We start from the raw sequence: 17775 nt of genomic DNA, 5'->3' as shown, positions 1-17775 counted from the left end.
TCACGGCCGTGATGTGCCAACCCCCTGTAGGTCCACCAGAGTTGGGGAAGCACCCGGAACCGCCACGGCCATGAAGATGGCCGAATCGCACCAGCGGAATCCTTCGTGCATCGCATGCAAAGTCGAGGAGTTTCCCGTGGAATTGGGATCGGTGGATATCGCAAGCGAGGAAGGGTGCGGCGCCGGGTGGGCACCCGTCCATGTCGATCGTTCGGGACGTTCGCTGTGGCACGTACCAGGGTCGGGAACATCAGGGGCGGAAACCGGGAGGTACATCAAGAGGTACGCAACCCCGGGCCCGCATGAGCGAGAGTTGCGCGCGCTGCAACAGATGCCGGACGGTCTCGCTCCGCACATCTTGGAGCACTGCCGGAATCCACCGACGCTGATTCTGGAGGAGCTCCCCGGTGTGCCGCTCGACGATCCAGCGGCTGGCCATCCATCCAAGTGGATGCAACAAGTACTGGAGACGGTGGTTGCATCTGTAGGGCTTCCAGGACCGTGGCCCGACGACCCGCCGACTCAAATCAGCGAGCTTCAAGCAGAGTTGGCTGCCGCTCTCGGCTCCCAAGCGCCAGCGAGCATCCAAGCACTCCACAGGGCAATACAGGAGCCGCTGCGAGTGCCCTGCCACGGGGACGCTACCCCTCCCAACGTGCTTGTCGATCCCGAGCAGCCTCGAGCGTGGTTGCTGGACTACGAGTTCTACGGCCCCGGGGACCCGCTGCACGATATCGCCGCCCTATGCCTGACTCCGTCCCTGGACCTGCCAACAGGCACACGCCTGGAACTACTCCGGCAGGGACGTCTGATGGTCGAGGCGAAGACGGAAATGTCTCTGGCCGACCGGATGGCTGGAGCTATCGCCATTTGGACGGTTCAATGCGCGGCCTGGCATCGCCGCCACCGCCCGGCAACGGACGGGTTCGAGAAAGCCGTACTCACTAACGCGACCCATGCAATCGAAGCATCTGAAAGGGGACTGATATGACCAAGACAGTGGGGGACCGTTGCCGATTCCGCCCTCCTGCGGAAGGCGCCACGGTTGTATGGGAGGTCACTAACTACTGCAATCTGGCATGCAAGCACTGCCTGTCAGACTCTTCGCCGCAGATCCCTCGTTCGGACGATCTCAGCACCTCCCGTTTCCTCGACGCCGTGCGAGAAATGGTCTCTTCTGGGGTGACCGAGTTCTACCTGACCGGCGGTGAACCGTTCGCCCGGGAGGATCTCGTTGAGATCATCGCCGCCATTGATCCGAAGGTAGCCGAGGTATACGTCAACTCGAATGGCTACTTCATCACGCAGGAAACCGCCGAAGCTCTGCGCGGGACTGCCCTGCGCCGAATTACGGTGAGCGTGGACGGGCACAATCGGGAGTCACAGGCACTTGTGCGCAACAAGCCGACATCGTTCGACCGAGCCATAGTTGCCGTTGAACGTCTCCTGGCTGCTGATGTCCCCGTCCGGGTATCCCATGTTGTCCACCCCGGGAACGTGGATCACGTGGCCGCGTTCTGCGCTGAGATGGCCCTTCTGGGCGTCGAGGCGCTGGTCATCAACTCCGTGTTCCCCGCGGGGCGGGCTGCCCGTCACCCGGAGCTGGGCCTGTCGCCCGAGCGCAAGCAGCAACTGTTCGATGAACTCACCGAGCTCCAGGTGAAGTACAAGCAGCTTGGCATGCAGATCGACCACAGCCTCGGAAAGCCACAGCCCAGCGATGTGGAGGGATGCCCAGCGGGACAGTCGGTGTTCTTCGTGGCGCCGAACGGGGACCTGGCCACGTGTTCGTGGCTCTACAAGTTGGACCAGGACCGGTTCCGTCTGGGAAACCTGGAAGAAGCGTCCTTCACCGAGTTGCGCGCGGGCGTGGAGCCGATGATGCGACCGGTCCGAGAACTGGCCACAGCTTGCCCACTTCCGCTGCTCACGCTGCCGGTGATCCAGCCGTGACCGCGCAAGCACAGCTGATCTCCAACCAGGCGCATGTGCCAGACGAACAGTGGCGGCGGCGGGCACGTACGACACTGCTCGGCCGCGATTGGCGCGGTCACGAGATGGTCCTGACCCCGATCCGCAGCATCCACACAGCCTTGGCCCGCGGCGGAACGGAATGCGACGGCTGGTGGCGCACTTCCCTGATCGGGGACGCTGCGGTCGTACACGTTCCTCAAGGCACAGCCGCCAAGGACATCGTCTTCGCACTTCCCCAACCGACGCGGATCACGTTCGTCGGCCTGGCCGGCGGCCTGCGGAACCAACCGGTCGGCACCATCGTGGACCCGGAGTCTGCCTTCATCGCAGAACCCTCTCCGGGAGCGCCCAGCCAGTCGACCTTTCCTGCCGACCCGTCGTTCCACGCTCGTAGCCATCCGACCAAGTCACGGCTGCCCGGCGGGGTTGCCGCCACGGTCGGCTGCCTAGCCGACTCCACGCTTCTTCATCACCGGCTCGCGAGCACAGCTGACTGCGTCGACATGGAGAGCGCCCATCTGTTCTCCGCGGCTGCTCTCGCCGGCCACCAGATGCGGTGCCTACTCGTCATTTCGGACCACAACCGCGACGGTGACGTGTTCACCAGTACTCCGGAACGGACCGCTACCGCGGTAGATGACCTATGCCAGTCCATCCAAGAGGACCTGACCGGAGGCCAGTGATGAACCAGACCACCGAGCGTGTCGCGGTTATCACCGGAGGGAGCCTCGGAATCGGCGAGGCAATCAGCACCCAGCTGCTCAAACTCGGCTGGAAGGTCCACATCCTTGCCCGGCGAGCCAGCAGCTACATCCACGCCGATCACGAGGGCTGCCGTACGCACGATGTTGATGTTCGCGACCTCGACGCCGTCAACAGCTCCGCTGACGCTGTGGCGAGCTCCTGCGGACGCGTAGATGCCCTGGTCCTGTGCGCGGGAGTCGGCTACCCGACGCCGCTCCCCTCCGCCAGCCGCGCCCAGTACGACGAACTCTTCGACACGAACGTGGCCGGGTCGATTTTTTCCACGCAGGCGTTCACGCCTCTGCTTCGTGACGGCAGGGCGGTGGTCACGTTCGTTTCCTCCATCGCAGGCCGCAGGGGCTTTGCCGACTGGTCCCTCTACTGCGCCTCCAAGCACGCGCTGGAGGGTTTCGCCGCGAGCATGCGAGACGAGCTCCGGCCACGCCGCATCAGGGTGACGAGCGTCCAGCCCGGCTCAGTCGATACCCCTTCCTACGACCATCTGCGGCCCGAGGAGAAGAAGGAGTTCATGGATCCCGAATCCATCGCTGAGCTGACTGTCGCGGCAATTCAGCTTCCTCCGCAGGCCTGCGTGGAGACGCTGTTCGTCAACAATGCAGTGGGGGATCTGTGATGCCCCGCGAGATCATCGACCTGGACGAGGCTGACCGCATCCACGAGCAGCTCGGCAAGCTCGTCGAATTCCACATACCCGAGGCGGTGGTGGCATTCACCAGCGGAAGCCTGCCCTTTGGCGCCGCTGTCCGCGGAAGCAGCGACATCGACGTCAACGTCATCCTCCCCGCTGGCACGAAGCCTGACGACGCTCTCTTTGACCGCCTGAGCGGCTTCATCGACGATTACCGCAACCTGCATCACCAGCATGGGATGCGCCTCGACTGCCGCTACCCCGGCGAATACTTCACCATCGACCAGGCACACGACGCCGCAGCAGGCCGAGGTATCCCTGTGATCAACGGCAAGCCCGCGCTTCCCCGGGAGTTGGGTGACTCCTACTGGAACAGCAGCGAGGACACCTGGTACCTGGCCTGGATGGGCGCCTTAGCCTTCAGCCGACACGTAGCCGGCAATAGAGACGTCCTCGCGGCACTGCGTGGGCGGGCGTGGGCCACCATCGTGACCCTGTGCCTCCCCGACCTCAGGAGCAGGGACTTCGACGCCGACGACGTCATGGCCCGCGTCCTCGACAAGGACCACCCCAACGGCGGCTTCGGCGTCCATCCCGGCTATCGCAGATTCGCAGAACTGGAAGCCCCTCATTGCCGACAGGCTCTAGCAGATCTGTCCACCTGCGGAATCCTCGCCCGCCAAGAGGAGGACAGCTTCTTCGTCGAGGACGACCAGCTCCTTCGCTGGGCCGCGGGCCTCGCCGCTCGTCACCACGACGGCTTCCACGCCGCTTCCCTGCTCACCGTGACATCCAGCCTGAGGCTCGCCATATGAACACACCAACACTGTTCTCCGACCTTCACGCCGCCCACGACTGGCTGGCCGGCCGGGGACTTCTCCCGCCAGAGCGCCGGAGCGAGACACTGCCCACCCCGCACGTACGTCTCCACGATGGCAGCACAGTGGTCTCCTTCTGCTCGAACAACTACCTCGGCCTCAACCACCGGCCCGAAGTGAAGGCCGCAGCCACCCAAGCCCTGCACGAGCACACCCACGCCACCAGCGAATCCCGCCGCCTCGGCGGCAACCTTGGGCTACTCGAACAACTCGAATACGAGCTCGCCGAGTTCAAGAAGCTGCCCTCGGCCCTCATCACAGCAACCGGGCTGCTGGCCAACATCGCGGCCGTCCACGGCATCCTCGACGCTGGCGAACTAGCGCGCCGCTGGTACGGATCCCCGCCGCCCAGCAGCCAGCCAGTGGTCATCTACGACGAGCTGTGCCACCGCAGCATCCAGATGGGCGCGCGAGAATCCTCTGCCGAACGGGTTCGCTTCCGACACAACGATGCCGAACACCTCGCCGACATCCTCGCCGTGAACAAGGGGCGCGCCATCCTCGTCGTCACGGAGGGGGTGTTCAGCATGGACGGGGACCTGGCAGATCTCCCCCGCCTCGTCGAAGTATGCGATGCGCACGGAGCGGTCCTCATGGTGGACGACGCTCACGGCACAGGCGTGTACGGCGCCGACGGATCCGGCACCGCCAACCACTTCGGCCTCACAGGCCGCGTCCCCCTCCAAGTCGCCACCCTCAGCAAAGCCTTCGGGGGCATGGGAGGAACCGTGCTGGGTGATGAGCGGACGATCGCAATGCTCCGTACCTTCAGCTCGGGCTACCGCTTTACCTCGAGTCTGCCGGCAGAACAGGCGGCAGCGACCATCGCGGCCCTGCGGATCCTGCGAAGCGAGCCGGGAGTACGCGACACTCTCTGGGACAACGTGCGACGGCTCCGCACCGGCCTGGCCCGCATGGGTATCCATCCGCCAGGCGACGGGCCCATCGTCCCCCTCCACATGGGGACACCGCACGCAGCAGCAAAGTTCGAGCAGCTGATGCTCGAAAAGGGGTACTGGTGCGTCGCCGTCACCCCGCCAGCGGTCTCTCCGGAGGCATGCCGTGTCCGTCTCACGGTGTCAGCCATGCACAGCAGTGAGCAGATCGACGGCCTTCTCGAACGAATCAACGACGTCTCGTCACAGGCCCCTGCGCTCATGGGATTGGCGCGTGGCTACGTAGGAAGTGCCACTTGACCTGCCCAGATCCAGCCTTGATCTTTCGTGACGGCTCGCGCGACTCACGGGTGAACCGCTTCGGCCTGCTAGTCGGGGCCGCGGCATTGTCTGCGACAAATCGCGCGCTGGCGCCGTACGAGCAAAGCGATTCCCAACACGCGCTCCAAGAGCTGGTCTTGGCGGTTCAAGGAGCCATTAACCGCGGCGAAGACGCAAGGCGTTTCCGCCTATCCTTGTGCCATGAGTGACGAGATCTACGAGGGTGCCCCGGAACAGATGCGCGTCCGTCTGGAGAAGGTGGCGCGGCTCCGTGAGAACGGCATCGAACCGTACCCGGTGACCTACCCGCGCACGCACACCATCGGCGAAGTCAGGGGAAAGTACCCCGATCTGGAAGCCGACACCGCGACCGGGGAGAAGGTCGGGATCACGGGACGGGTCATGCTGTCACGGATCGGCGGCAAACTCTGCTTCGCCACTCTTCGGGACGGAACCGCTGACATCCAGGTGATGATCTCGCTCGCTGGCGTCGGCGACGAGGCACTCAAGGCGTGGAAGCTCGACGTGGACCTCGGCGACCACATCGGCGTGACCGGCGAGGTCATCTCGTCCAAGCGCGGCGAACTGTCGATCATGGCGGAGAGCTGGGCGATCACATCGAAGTGCCTGCGGCCGCTGCCAGAGAAGCACGCCGGCCTCACCGATCCCGAAGCTCGCGTCCGGTACCGGTATCTCGACCTCATCGTCAACGACGAGTCCCGCAAGATGGCCCACCTCCGCAGCGACACCGTGCGGGCGATCCGGGACTTCTGGCACTCGGAGGGCTACCTCGAGGTCGAGACGCCCATGCTCCAGCGGATCCACGGCGGCGCGGCAGCCCGGCCGTTCAAGACCCACATCAACGCCTACAACATGGAGATGTACCTCCGTATCGCGATCGAGCTGTACCTGAAGCGGCTCGTCGTCGGCGGCATCGAGAAGGTCTTCGAGATCAACCGGAACTTCCGGAACGAGGGCGCGGACTCCACGCACAACCCCGAGTTCACGATGCTTGAGACCTACGGCACCTATCTCGACTACAACGACATGGCCGACCTCACTCAGCGGTCGATCCAGCAGGCCGTCGTGGCTGCTCTGGGCACGACCGTGGTCGTCCACAACAACGTCGAGTACGACCTCGGCGTCGCCGAGTGGCCGCGCAAGACCGTCTACGGCCTGGTCTCGGACGCCCTCGGTGAGGAGATCACACCGCACACCCCAATCGAGGACGTCCGGAAACTCGCTGACGCCCGTGAGATCGCCTGGGACGTCAAGTGGGGGCAGGGCAAGCTGGTCCAGGAAGTGTTCGAGGAGCTTGTCGAGCACACGATCATGCAGCCCACGTTCGTCATGGACTACCCGGTCGAGACCTCGCCGCTGACCCGCCAGCACCGTTCCGAGCCCCTTCTTGCCGAGAAGTGGGATCTGATTGGATTTGGTGCGGAACTGGGCACTGCCTACTCGGAGTTGGTCGACCCCATCGAGCAGCGCCGGCGCCTCACGGAGCAGTCCCTGCTAGCTGCGGGCGGCGACCCGGAAGCCATGCAACTGGACGAGGACTTCCTCCGCGCTCTGGAATACGGCATGCCCCCCACGGGCGGGATGGGCATGGGCATCGACCGTCTGATCATGGCCTTCACCGGCAAGAACATCCGCGAGACCATCTTGTTCCCTCTGGTGAAGCCCAGCTGATACGTCCCGGCGCTCAATCTGTGTGGCCTCTGTGGGAAGCCACCGCAGAGTCCACACTGAAGCAGTCTGCCGGGGAATCTGGCAGCCTCCGGCGAGCACTTAAGTTCCGGAGGTAGCGTCCTTGGGCTGCAGGGTAGGAGCGAGCGGGAATAGCCAGAGGCTCGGCTCCCAACGCCGAGGACCCCGCCCGCTGCCTTCGCGGGGGAAAGCCGAAGGCCGCTCGCCTCATGGAAGCGAGCGGCCTTGCGTACCAGGAGACCTGGTGAAGGTGCGCCGCCAGGGACTCGAACCCCGGACCCGCTGATTAAGAGTCAGCTGCTCTAACCAACTGAGCTAGCGGCGCCTGCTGACGCGCTAATGGTACATAGCTCGCGAGCGCGCTCCGACCAGGCCGCCCGCGAGCCGCAGCTCACAGCCCAGGGGCTTGAGAGGCGCCATGCCGCTCACCAACAGGCCCGCGGGTTGTGCCCCAGCCTGCGTGCCCAGTGCGCCAACAGCACCTAGCTGTCGCGATGACCGCACGAAACGCAGACCTCCCGCATCACCGCGCTTTGAACCATCTCGAACTGCGAGTCTGCTATCTCGCTATCTCCAGCAGGACCGATTCGTACAGGTCCTCAACGAGGGCAGCCTGGTCGGCCCCGAGTGAGGCAAAGCCGTCCAGCTCCGGGGCACTGTTGATCTCCAAGACGACGCACCGTCCATCGCTACGGCCTTCGCGCGGCATGGCGCGCTGGGATTGTGAGCGAACGAAGTGGGGATGATCCGACCCGAGGTCGACCAGGAGATCTACCCCGGCCAAGCGCAGCCCTGCGGTGCGGGCCGCATCGACTGCCACGGCCAGAACATCCGCCGGGAGCACCTGGGACAGGTCGACCACGTCTGCCCCGGTCGCGACATTGGCGGCATCTGTCAGAGGAACGTGCTCGCCGCTGCGAGGTACGCGACGCAGCCCGCCTTCTCGTCTCGCCAGTCGGGCTGCAGCTTCACCGTGTTCCGGAAGCCGCCTCGCCGGCCCAGCAGACCCACCAGTGGCATACAAGTCTTCGAGAAGCAGCTGGATTGAGCGCCTGCCGTCACCAAGGAGTACCGGCGGGGTACGGCTGTACGCCGCAATCGGTGAACCGTCGAGCACCACGACTCTGACGTCCTGGCCACGGACGAAGGGCTGGATCAGGGCGATCTTGTCCATGCGCAAAGCCTCCTTTACGGCGAAACGCAAACCACCCATGTTGTCGACCTTCTCGACCCCCTGACCGCCGTAACGGCTATTGGGCTTCACGATAAGCGGCCAAGAGTGCTGCGAAACGAAGCCGCCGATCTGCGCATCCATGCCGTCGCTACTTCTACGGAGCGGCAAGCTCGGAGGAACCGGGATTCCGGCACTCGCAAGGAAATGGGCGCACGCGTACTTGTCCCGTGCAAGATCTGCGCTACCAGAGCGATTGATGTCAAGGTTGCCGTGACGGAAGTAGGCGATCCGTCCATTAGGGAATTCAAGCCGGGCCGCTTCATGGCCCCACGGCTCGAGTTCCAGCGCAATGCCCAACCTGGGTGCTACGCGGGCAATCACCTGGTATGCAAATGGGAGGTCGGTGGCCGAATGCTGGGAGGTTCCCGCCGCCTCAGGAGTGCTAGCCACGGTCCCGCACCTTCCTAATGGCCGACTTGCAGCGGTGATCGCCGAGGGGCGTGTCCCATTTCGCGATAAGCCGCCGGGGCACCCCGATTGCCTTCTGCATGAGCCCATCCTTGTGACGACGAGGGAACACCGCGGAGGTGTCGCCGATCGGATGCCAAGCGTGACTGACTGGGGCGAATCAAGCACATCACCGCGGTGATATTTCAACGCCTTGCTCGTCGCGCTCGTCGCAGGACTGAGCAGGGCTCAAGGCATCCTCACCTGTCCCGACGGACGGTTCGTCCCGTAGGGTCTGCCTCATGCAGCGCCTGGTGATCTTCGACCTCGACGACACACTCGTTGATCGCCAAGGCTCCTTGACAGACTGGGTTTCGGCCTTCTCCACGCATCATGCCCTGGACGAAAAAGACCGGCCGGATCTACTCCAGTTCGTGCGAGAGCGCGCCTGTCCTGCGACCTTCGAGACCATACGCAAGCAGTACGGTCTCGCACCTTCGAGCACGACGCTGTGGCGTGACTACGTGACCTACATGGTCCGCCCGGTCACCTGCCCGCCAGCCGCGCTCGAAGGGCTGTCCAAGCTCCGACGCGCCGGCTGGAAGATCGCCATTGCTACGAACGGTGACACCCAGATCCAGACTGCGAAGGTGACAGGGTCAGGCATTGCCGATCACATTGATGCGGTATGCACGTCCGAGGCTGCCGGTGCGCGGAAGCCAGAAGCAGCGATCTTCGCGAAGGCCGCCGCTGCCTGCGGAACCGATCTTGCCCAGGGCGGCTGGATGGTAGGCGACGGGGTGGAAACCGACGTGCGGGGCGGCAGCGCGGCCGGACTGCGCACTATCTGGATCAGTGCAGGAAAGCCGTGGCCCGGTGGGGACGTAGCACCAGACCGCGTCACCACCTACGTACAGCAGGCGATCGATCTGCTGCTCACAGAGGCGTATTGAGGGGACGTCGTGTTGGGTTCTGAAGCGATCACGGTTGGGCTGCTGCACCCCGGCAGCATGGGTGCCGCCTTCGGCGCCCAGCTACTTGGGCAGAGCGCGCGTGTGTTGTGGTGTACGGACGGCCGTAGCAGCCGCTCCCGCGCCCGGGCGGAGGACGCCGGCCTTGAAGGCGTCGAGAGCCTTGAGCGGCTGGTGACGAGTGCTGATGTGCTGCTGTCTCTGTGTCCGCCTGCTGCCGCGGTGGATGTCGCGCAGCAGGTGGCTGCCTGCGGGTTCGACGGCCGGTTGTACATCGAGGCGAACGCCATCACTCCGCGCCGTGTCCAGGAAGTCGCAGAACACCTCCCCGGAACCGTGGTCATCGACGGCGCGGTGGTCGGCTCCCCGCCGACGGGCGACAAGCAGCCCACGTTGTACTTGTCTGGGAGCCCTGCGGGCTGTTCTCAGGCCACGGCTCTGTTCGCTGGAAGCGATGTGAAGACCCATGTCCTGGACGACAAGGTGGGCACGGCTTCCGCGCTGAAGCTGTCGTACTCGAGCTATCAGAAAGCATCCCGCGTCCTGGCGGCGCTCGCGTACGGCCTTGCGGATGCCAACGGCGTCGCCGACGAGTTGGTCAAGATCGCGGGAAAACGCGGCGGCAGCTACCTCACCGAGACCAGCTACATCCCCAAGACGGCCTCCCGCGCATGGCGCTGGGGCCCCGAACTTGACGATGCAGCAGCCCTGTTGCGGCAGGTCGGGCTGCCAGACGACCTGATGGAAGCAGCAAGCCGAGTTCTCCAACGATGGTCAGATGCCCGAGACCACAAACTCACCGTCGCCGAGGCGCTCTCGCTCCTGCACGTTGACCACCACCACGAAAGGCACGGCGAACCGTAGCCGTCCGCCACTTCTGTGATCAGACGCTGCGGCGAATCAGGAGATCAATCTCCTGCGCCGCCTCCGTGGGGGAAAGGGTGTCGGTATCGAGCCGCAGGTCCCACGAGAATTCCGAGCTAGCCTCGATGTCCTTGGCTGTAGCATCCCAGGCGGCCAGACGGGCCGCTGTATCGCTGTCACCACGCCCCTCAGAGCGGATCGCGGTGCTCTCCCGGGAGCACCACAGCAACACACTGGTCCACGAGGCGGAGAACCCCTTCATCACCGCCTCAAGACCCGCGACCTGCCCCAGATGCACGACGGGGACACGCTCGCCCTGCATAGCCTCGACAAGGCCCGGACGATCTACGAGGTAGATGTTGCCGTACCTGTCATTGCGGTAGATGACATCCCCACGGGCCTCAAGTTCCGCGAGCTGATCGACGGAACCCATCCGGTAGCCGTGGGTGCGGCCACTGCCGATCTTCAGACGGGTGAACGTTCCATAGCGACACCTGAGTTCGCACAGCGCCGCTGTGATGGTGTCCTTCCCGGATGCAGGCGGACCGTACAGCAGGATGCCCCGGTTCATACGAACACCGTTCCGAAGATCTGCCGAACCTGATCAGTGAGGGATATTGCCGCACCGAGGCGGTTGTCGACCACCAGGTGCGGCACAGCTGGCTTCAGTTCAGGATCAAGAGCCGCGGCGTACTCGTCCCAGTTCTGCAATTTCCAACTATCGCGGGCTGCTGAACGGAAGCTGATGTACTCGTGCATGGTTTCCAGGTCGCATTGGATCCAGATGACCGCCACGGTCACGCCGCGCGCCTCACATCGGTTGATCAGCCGGCGCATCCACCGCTCATCGCTCACCTCTGCGACGAACGGTGCGGTGAGTACCGTGCTGATCGAACAGTCCACGTTGGCGTAGGCGGTCTCCAGCAGGCACTGGTACTCCAGGGGCCGCACCTTCTCCCGATACACCGGGGAATGGCGGTCATTTGGGTCGCTTCCCATCTCGACCAGCAGGCGCTCAACAAGCGGCCGGGTGATGGGGTCCTTGTCGAGGACCGGCCACCCGGTCAGCCGTGAAACGAACCGTGAGAACTCCGACTTCCCACTGCCGGCGTACCCACCCACCATCAACAGCGTGGGCCGATTCGGGTCCCCGCCAGTGTGACGACGCTTCCACGCATCAATGATTCGCTGCTGAATTTCCTGACCACTGTTGTCGGCATCGTTGCCCGAAGCGATCTGGAGTACGGCGCGCTCGACGGCCAGGACGTGGTCGCCGAGCGGCTCCGCCTCGGCGGGTGTGAGCTTGAGCTTCGTCTGCTCACCCGGAAGCGCCTTCCGGAACCCCAGCTCGGGTTCGGTCGCCCGGTAGAGAAGGCAGTAGGCCCTACGGTAGTGAGGGCCGGGGTAGACCTCGCCCTGCTCGTGCTGCCAGAGGGTTTGGAAGTTCGCCGCTGGCACGGTGAGTCCGGCAGCGCGCGCCACTTCGCGTAGTCGCTCACCAGCACCCTCAAGCGTCAGCCCATGTGCCTCGCGCATGGCACGGAGCTGGTCTGGACGCCACCCCGCGCGGCTCTTTCCCACGTCTCTTGCCGCCTGCCCACTGCTCGTCATGATCGGGACCCTAAGTCTGCCCCGCGCGAACCCGTGTGTAAGCGGATGTTGAAAAGTCACGTCGTCCGATGTTGAGCGACTTCGCCAAGCACCAGTGATACTCCGCACTGCCGAACACCGGTGTGATGGAGCCCACTCCGGCTGCGCCACCTGCCGGACCGGGCTGACCATCTGGCGAAGGAGACGATCACGGTGTCGGGGCTGCGAACCACCGAGGGAGCTTCAACTGCGATGGGCACTCGGCGGTGCATCACCTGCCAATGCCGCTTGAGTCGGTACAACAGCGACGACGTGTGCTCCGGCTGCACCCGCACCGGGACTTCGAAGCAACCCGTGGGCCCTGCAGTCCCCTCCCACGTTTGGGCCCGCCAAGACGTAAGAGACGCGCTGTTCGACAGGAACTTCGGCAGGCTGTGCCAACTGGTACGAGAGTACGGCCGTCTCCGTCAGGAAGACATGGCCCACCTGACGGAGCTGAGTCAGCCCTTCCTGTCGATGCTGGAGTCTGGACAGCGGCGCCTGACCAACATCGACCGGATCATCGTGCTCTTGAATGGATTGAACGCCCCTATGGATGTCACCGGCCCCATGCTGCGTCCTACACCGATCGCTTCTGACCTACCTCTCCTCGCGGTTTCGTGACCTCGGATCGGATGTCACTGGGGCCGACTGAGTGCGGGCCGGATCACGGTGAACGACTGTCAGTCCTCCAGGCGGACCGGCATCAGGATCGAGAAAGTGCCCTCGTCGTCGAGTCGGCGGATCGCGATCGGCGCTGTGGGGGCGCCGAACTCCACCATCAGTCGGTCCCGGGCCCCGGCGGCCAGCGCGTCCAGCAGGAACTCACGGTTGACTGCGACGCGGTTCGGGTCTTCGTCACCGTCAGTGCAGAGGGTTACCGTGCCGCCATCCTCCACCCTGAGCACGCTGAGGTCGTGCGCTCCGGCCTCTCCAGAGCGGACAGGACCGGTCTCCAGGGCCTTCCGGAAGGCCGCCACCTCGACGACGGTGCGGCGCCCTGCGGCCTGAGGGAGGAGACGACGGTAGTCGGGGAAGTCGTGGTCGAGGCACTGACCGGCTGCCTGCCTGTCCCCGGCCTCCAGTGTCACGCGGTCACCGTCGACAGTGAGCCGTACGGGTCCCTCGCTGTCCAGTAGCGCCCGCATCGCGTCGACGAGCGGGGTGGGCACGATGACCTGCACTCGGCTCCGGTCGTGCCCGGCGATACCGGCCTGCGCGACGGCCATTCGGTACCGGTCGGTGGCCACGACGTGGAGGTTTTCGCCCTCGATGTCGAACAGGACTCCGCCGAGCATCGGCAGTTCCGGGTCGGTGCTCGTCGCGAAACGGACCGTTTCCAGCGCGGCTGCCAGCTCGGGCGCGTCGATGGAGAGCCGGACGGTGGCGATGCGGAGCGAAGTCATGACGTTCTCCCTGTGATCGAGTAGTACTCGGAGCGCGGAGAACTCACTGCGGGCGTCGGACAGTCCCTGTTCGAGGCGGAGCAGGTGCGCCTTGAGCAGTTTCCGGACCAGATCGGTGTCCGCGCCGGACCAGCTGGCCAGCACCAGCCGGATGTCCGCCAATGGCATCCCGGCCCGGCGCAAGTGGGCCAGCAGCCGGGCTTCTTCGAGCTGCTCGGGTTCGTACCAGCGGTATCCGCTCACTGGATCCACCCAGGCCGGGGCCAGCACACCTGCACGGTCGTAGAACCGCAGGGCGCTCACGCCTAGGCCGCTGTCGCGGGCCATCTCGCCAATGCTGCGCATGTCGTTCTCCACACCCAGGACTCTGGGACCTGCACAAGGTCGAGGGTCAACCCGACTCCGGAGCGGGTTTCGCGATAGCTGTTCTCGTCCAATGTTTCTAGATGATCAGCGAAGCCTTCCTCGATGCCGCTCAAGATCGCCTTGCCCTTGCCCACAGTGGCATAGGGGGAAGCGTCGAGGGCCGCCATTGTGATCGATGCTTTCGTAGCCGGGCCGTACCAGTTCCGGGGCGGTATGCCGGAGAAGGAAGGTTTCGGTCTCCCCGGCGTGCATGTCGACGTACCGGTCGGAGACAAGCTCGACGTGCTGCCTCGCTCGTGGATGTAGCCGGACAAAGTGTCCGGCCTGTTCTAGGCCCGAGAGCGGATGTTGACCATGGCACCGCAGCCCGAATCGCTTCCCGATCTCGAGGCTTGCTCAGCCGCTACCGTGAATGACGGACCCGAAGTGGGGGAGGCAGCGCGCATGCGTGGTCTTGGTGATCACCTAACCATGGGAGAGCGGATCGCGTTTTACCGCGAGCGCCGGGGCTATACGCAGCCCGTGCTCGCCGGCCTCGTCGGGCGCAGCACCGACTGGCTGTCGAAGATCGAGCGAGGCGTACGGAAGCCGCCCAGGATCGACAAGCTCGCTGAGCTCGCTCATGTGCTGCGGGTCCCACTCGGCGACTTGATGGGACAGCCCGTCCTCCTGGAGGACGAGGAGAGGCACATGGACGACGTGCCGGCCGTCCGCGATGCGCTGATGAGTCCTCGGCGGCTCTCCAAGCTGCTGTTCGGTCCCACGGCGGAGCGGCAGTTGCCGCGGCCAGAGCAGGCGCAGGTCTTCGTCGAGCGCAGTTGGGGCGACTATCAGGCTGGCGTCCTTGGCAACGTCATCGCCGCCCTGCCCGGCCTGCTGAGAACTGCCCAGGAGCTGGAAGACCTTCCCCCTGGCGATCAGCGGAGACGCGGCCTCGTCGTCTCGGCTCGTACGCATCACCTGGCGGCAACCACCCTCGCCAAGGTCGGCGAGTCCGACCTGTCGTGGCTTGCGGCAGAGCGCGCAATGCGCGCCGCCGACGAATCCGAGGACCCGCTGTCGCTCGTCTCCGCCGCCCGCTCCGGTACGCACGCACTGCTGGCCAACGGACGCTACGCGGACGCCCTCGAACTCGGAGATGCCGCAGCGGCTTGGCTCGCCAGTCAGGTCCACGACGACGATCCAGCTGCCTTGAGCCTGCTGGGCATGATTCATCTGCGAGCCGCTGTGGCCGCCGCACGTCATCAGGATCGCACCACCGCCGACTCCCTGCTGGAGAAAGCAGATCGGCTCGCCGAACGGCTCGGGTCCGACGAGAACCACTGGCAGACGTGCTTCGGCCCGACGAACGTCGTGCTGCACCGCCTGTCGATCGAGCTTGACCTGGAGAACATCCCGTACGTCGTCGAGCATGGAGGCATCGACGTTTCCCACATGCCGGCGGAGCGTGCCGTCTCCCATCGCATCGACTACGCCCGCGCCCTCTGCCTGAGGGGCCGCGTAGACGAGTCCTTCGGCGAGCTGCGGGAGGCCGAACGAACCTCGCCACAGCTCGTGCGGAACAATCCACGCGTACGCGAGACCCTTCGCGACTTGAGGAAGCAGTCCCCGGTCACGGGCGGCAGCCACTCGTCCGAGCTGCTGGCCATGGCCCAACGATGCAGGGCGGTGCGGTGAGTTCGATGCAGGGCAAGGTGCTGGGCGTCGTCGGATCGAGCGCCGGCGGGATCGAGGAACTGCGTGCAGGGCTCGTGGCCCCGGCGCTCGAACGGGGCTGGACCGTCGCGGTCACGCTCACGCCAACCGCAGGGCAGTGGCTCCGCACGAGCGGGGAGACCACACAGCTCGAAAGGCTGACCGGCCTTCCCGTACGGTCCGAACCACGCCTGCCGAACGACTCCCGGCCCCATCCGCCAGTGGACTGCTACGTCGTCGCCCCGGCGAGCGCCAACACTGTCGCCAAGCTCGCCCTGGGCATCTCCGACAACCAGGCGTTGACACAGGTCAACGAAGCCATCGGGACACTGAACCTCCCGGTGGTTGTCTGGCCCCGGGTGAACGCCGCGCACGCCAGACACCCCGCCTGGGAGCGACACATCAAAGCCCTTCATGATTCAGGGGTGCGCTTGATCTATGGGACCGAGGTATGGCCACTCGCCGAGCCGCGGGCTGGGATGCCGGGACGCCAGTACCCCTGGGAAGCCGTACTCGATGAGGCAGGCAGGGCAATGTCCTGACTGCCCATCAATAATGCTTATAGCTCAAGGAATAGGACCCGGACAGTCTGTCCGGGTCCTTCGCTTTAACTGACGCCACTCTGAGGCATCGACGCCTAACGGAGGGTACGGATGCCCGATCAGAGGTTGAGCGCAACACTCCCCGGCCTGAAGCCCAGGGGTGGCACATCCAGGAGCTGCCCGAACGCGCGCACGGACGCGATAGGTGGCAGCGGCCACGTGTCTTGGCGCTCGCCAGATGCTGCCCTAGCGCCGTCGAGCACGGAGCAGGCTGTGAGCGCCGCGAGAAGCACCCCTACGCAGCAAGCCAGCGGCACCCGGCGCTGCAAGCTCTGCCAATGCCATCTGAGCCGGTACAACAAGGAAGATGTGTGCTCCGGTTGTACCCGCGAGAATCAGCCGACCGCGCGCAGCATCCCCATAGACATCTGGCAGTTACCTGATGTCCGGCAGGCCCTCATCAACCGCGAATTCGGGCGCCTGTGCCAGTTGATCAGACAGCACGGTGGGGTCCGGCAGGACGACATAGCCGCACTCACCGACTTGAGCCAGCCCTTCCTGTCGATGCTCGAGTCCGGAGCCCGCAAGCTGACCAACATCGACAAGATCGTTCAGCTGCTGGATGGCCTACAAGCTCCACCAGAACTCACCGGACCGATGTTGCGGCCTAGCCTGCACCATCCGCCCACTGGCTCCACTCCAACGTCCCTTTCGCGATCCTGAGCCCAAGAGGCTATGCGACGCCGCCACGACGGTAGCCGGCCCACAAACGTCCGCCGCACCGATCCAGCACCCCGTCAACAACTCCAACCAGGTCGCTCTCGCGACCTGCCAGGGCATCGCGAACAGCGTTGCTCAGCTTCCCGCTGAAGCCGGGCTCGATGGCCTCAACGTGTCGAGCCAGCCACTTCCCACCCCCGAGCCACGCGCCATTGACGGCCAGGACCAGCTCTGCCGCGCGCCGAGCCAGCTCGGTCACGATGAACAGCCGCTCCCCGTCGTCGTCACATCCGGCCAGGTCATCCAAGAGATCCGTGATGGCGTATCGCCGGTCCTCCAGCTCATCCACCCGCACCTTCGGCACCCCTGCCGCCGCAAGCCTTCGGGCCTCGGTGGCGATCTTCTCCCCGACACCGTCGCGATCGAGGAGCAGTACGCCTTCCGCGCACATCCATAGCAGCGGCGAACGGCGTTTGCCGATCTCTCGCTCGACGAAGGTCCGCCAGGACTCCTCAGTGTGCACGAACAGCTCCACAGGCCACAGGCCGCGCACCAGGCTCTCCCGGTACGGGGCCGGAGGTCCAGGGAGCAGGACGACTACATCCAGATCGGACATAGGCGTGCGCCGCTCCGTGACGGCGCTGCCTCCGAGGAACGCGGCCCGGGCGGTAGGAAACTGCTCATCGACAACGGCGCGCGCAGCAGCAAGGGGGCTCATGCAACAACTATCCAAACCACGCTGCACATGCGCACCCGAGTTTGCCTCAAGCCGCAGGCACCGGCGGCGTC

18 protein-coding genes and 1 tRNA gene are annotated in these 17775 nt (G+C 65.0%); 13 read left to right on the top strand and 6 right to left on the bottom strand.

Annotated elements, in window-relative coordinates; all coding sequences use genetic code 11:
• Positions 1 to 70 precede the first annotated feature (70 nt).
• The 7 genes from AB0N17_RS36780 (at position 71) to lysX (ending at position 7154) form a co-directional block, all read left to right on the top strand.
• The gene (locus AB0N17_RS36780) at positions 71 to 991 is read left to right on the top strand and encodes an aminoglycoside phosphotransferase family protein (protein ID WP_366015987.1); all 921 of its coding nucleotides are present in this window, start codon (positions 71 to 73) and stop codon (positions 989 to 991) included.
• The gene (locus tag AB0N17_RS36775) at positions 988 to 1953 is read left to right on the top strand and encodes a radical SAM/SPASM domain-containing protein (RefSeq protein ID WP_366015986.1); all 966 of its coding nucleotides are present in this window, start codon (positions 988 to 990) and stop codon (positions 1951 to 1953) included. Before AB0N17_RS36780 ends, AB0N17_RS36775 begins: the two co-directional genes overlap by 4 nt.
• Positions 1950 to 2657, top strand: coding sequence for a hypothetical protein (locus AB0N17_RS36770; protein ID WP_366015985.1), 708 nt, complete (start codon positions 1950 to 1952; stop codon positions 2655 to 2657). Before AB0N17_RS36775 ends, AB0N17_RS36770 begins: the two co-directional genes overlap by 4 nt.
• The gene (locus tag AB0N17_RS36765; RefSeq protein ID WP_366015984.1) at positions 2657 to 3352 is read left to right on the top strand and encodes an SDR family oxidoreductase; all 696 of its coding nucleotides are present in this window, start codon (positions 2657 to 2659) and stop codon (positions 3350 to 3352) included. Before AB0N17_RS36770 ends, AB0N17_RS36765 begins: the two co-directional genes overlap by 1 nt.
• Positions 3352 to 4182 carry a hypothetical protein gene (locus AB0N17_RS36760; protein WP_366015983.1) on the top strand — a complete coding sequence of 277 codons (831 nt, stop codon included), beginning with the start codon at positions 3352 to 3354 and terminating at the stop codon, positions 4180 to 4182. The genes AB0N17_RS36765 and AB0N17_RS36760 overlap by 1 nt, the downstream gene beginning before the upstream one ends.
• Positions 4179 to 5441, top strand: a complete 1263-nt coding sequence (locus AB0N17_RS36755; RefSeq protein WP_366015982.1) for an aminotransferase class I/II-fold pyridoxal phosphate-dependent enzyme — start codon at positions 4179 to 4181, stop codon at positions 5439 to 5441. The genes AB0N17_RS36760 and AB0N17_RS36755 overlap by 4 nt, the downstream gene beginning before the upstream one ends.
• A 222-nt stretch (positions 5442 to 5663) precedes the next feature.
• Positions 5664 to 7154 (top strand): bifunctional lysylphosphatidylglycerol synthetase/lysine--tRNA ligase LysX, encoded by a 1491-nt coding sequence (gene lysX, locus AB0N17_RS36750; RefSeq protein ID WP_366015981.1) that lies wholly within the window; start codon positions 5664 to 5666, stop codon positions 7152 to 7154.
• 269 nt (positions 7155 to 7423) lie between these two features.
• Here lysX and AB0N17_RS36745 read toward each other — a convergent pair.
• Positions 7424 to 7497, bottom strand: a tRNA-Lys gene (locus tag AB0N17_RS36745).
• A gap of 234 nt (positions 7498 to 7731) precedes the next feature.
• The gene (locus AB0N17_RS36740; protein ID WP_366015980.1) at positions 7732 to 8904 is read right to left on the bottom strand and encodes an ATP-grasp domain-containing protein; all 1173 of its coding nucleotides are present in this window, start codon (positions 8902 to 8904) and stop codon (positions 7732 to 7734) included.
• Positions 8905 to 9095: 191 nt separating this feature from the next.
• On the opposite strand from AB0N17_RS36740, the gene AB0N17_RS36735 reads away from it, so the two are divergent.
• Positions 9096 to 9746, top strand: a complete 651-nt coding sequence (locus AB0N17_RS36735; protein ID WP_366015979.1) for an HAD family hydrolase — start codon at positions 9096 to 9098, stop codon at positions 9744 to 9746.
• Positions 9747 to 9755: 9 nt separating this feature from the next.
• The gene (locus tag AB0N17_RS36730; protein WP_366015978.1) at positions 9756 to 10628 is read left to right on the top strand and encodes a DUF1932 domain-containing protein; all 873 of its coding nucleotides are present in this window, start codon (positions 9756 to 9758) and stop codon (positions 10626 to 10628) included.
• Between the two features lie 19 nt (positions 10629 to 10647).
• On the opposite strand, the gene AB0N17_RS36725 is transcribed toward AB0N17_RS36730, so the two are convergent.
• Both AB0N17_RS36725 and AB0N17_RS36720 read right to left on the bottom strand, forming a co-directional pair.
• Positions 10648 to 11199, bottom strand: coding sequence for a guanylate kinase (locus tag AB0N17_RS36725; protein WP_366015977.1), 552 nt, complete (start codon positions 11197 to 11199; stop codon positions 10648 to 10650).
• Entirely contained in the window at positions 11196 to 12239 is a 1044-nt protein-coding gene (locus AB0N17_RS36720) for an AAA family ATPase (RefSeq protein WP_366015976.1), read from the bottom strand. Before AB0N17_RS36720 ends, AB0N17_RS36725 begins: the two co-directional genes overlap by 4 nt.
• Positions 12240 to 12695: 456 nt before the next feature.
• Here AB0N17_RS36720 and AB0N17_RS36715 point away from each other — a divergent pair, with 456 nt between their 5' ends.
• Entirely contained in the window at positions 12696 to 12881 is a 186-nt protein-coding gene (locus AB0N17_RS36715; protein ID WP_366015975.1) for a transcriptional regulator, read from the top strand.
• Positions 12882 to 12940: 59 nt separating this feature from the next.
• Here AB0N17_RS36715 and AB0N17_RS36710 read toward each other — a convergent pair whose 3' ends face one another.
• Positions 12941 to 14008 carry a MerR family transcriptional regulator gene (locus AB0N17_RS36710; RefSeq protein ID WP_366015974.1) on the bottom strand — a complete coding sequence of 356 codons (1068 nt, stop codon included), beginning with the start codon at positions 14006 to 14008 and terminating at the stop codon, positions 12941 to 12943.
• Between the two features lie 492 nt (positions 14009 to 14500).
• On the opposite strand from AB0N17_RS36710, the gene AB0N17_RS36705 reads away from it, so the two are divergent.
• The 3 genes from AB0N17_RS36705 to AB0N17_RS36695 all read left to right on the top strand — a co-directional run bounded on the left by AB0N17_RS36705 (position 14501) and on the right by AB0N17_RS36695 (position 16989).
• A complete protein-coding gene (locus AB0N17_RS36705; protein WP_366015973.1) occupies positions 14501 to 15706 on the top strand; it encodes a helix-turn-helix domain-containing protein in 1206 nt (401 codons plus the stop codon).
• 5 nt (positions 15707 to 15711) lie between these two features.
• The gene (locus AB0N17_RS36700; protein WP_366015972.1) at positions 15712 to 16266 is read left to right on the top strand and encodes a flavoprotein; all 555 of its coding nucleotides are present in this window, start codon (positions 15712 to 15714) and stop codon (positions 16264 to 16266) included.
• A gap of 273 nt (positions 16267 to 16539) precedes the next feature.
• Positions 16540 to 16989, top strand: coding sequence for a helix-turn-helix transcriptional regulator (locus AB0N17_RS36695; RefSeq protein WP_366015971.1), 450 nt, complete (start codon positions 16540 to 16542; stop codon positions 16987 to 16989).
• Positions 16990 to 16999: 10 nt separating this feature from the next.
• On the opposite strand, the gene AB0N17_RS36690 is transcribed toward AB0N17_RS36695, so the two are convergent.
• A complete protein-coding gene (locus AB0N17_RS36690) occupies positions 17000 to 17704 on the bottom strand; it encodes a nucleotidyltransferase domain-containing protein (protein WP_366015970.1) in 705 nt (234 codons plus the stop codon).
• Between the last annotated feature and the right edge of the window lie 71 nt (positions 17705 to 17775).

The organism is Streptomyces sp. NPDC051133 (assembly GCF_040682635.1).
GTDB lineage: Bacteria > Actinomycetota > Actinomycetes > Streptomycetales > Streptomycetaceae > Streptomyces.
The sequence above is the reverse complement of the archived record's forward strand: the minus strand, read 5'-3'. Positions and strand labels throughout refer to the sequence as shown.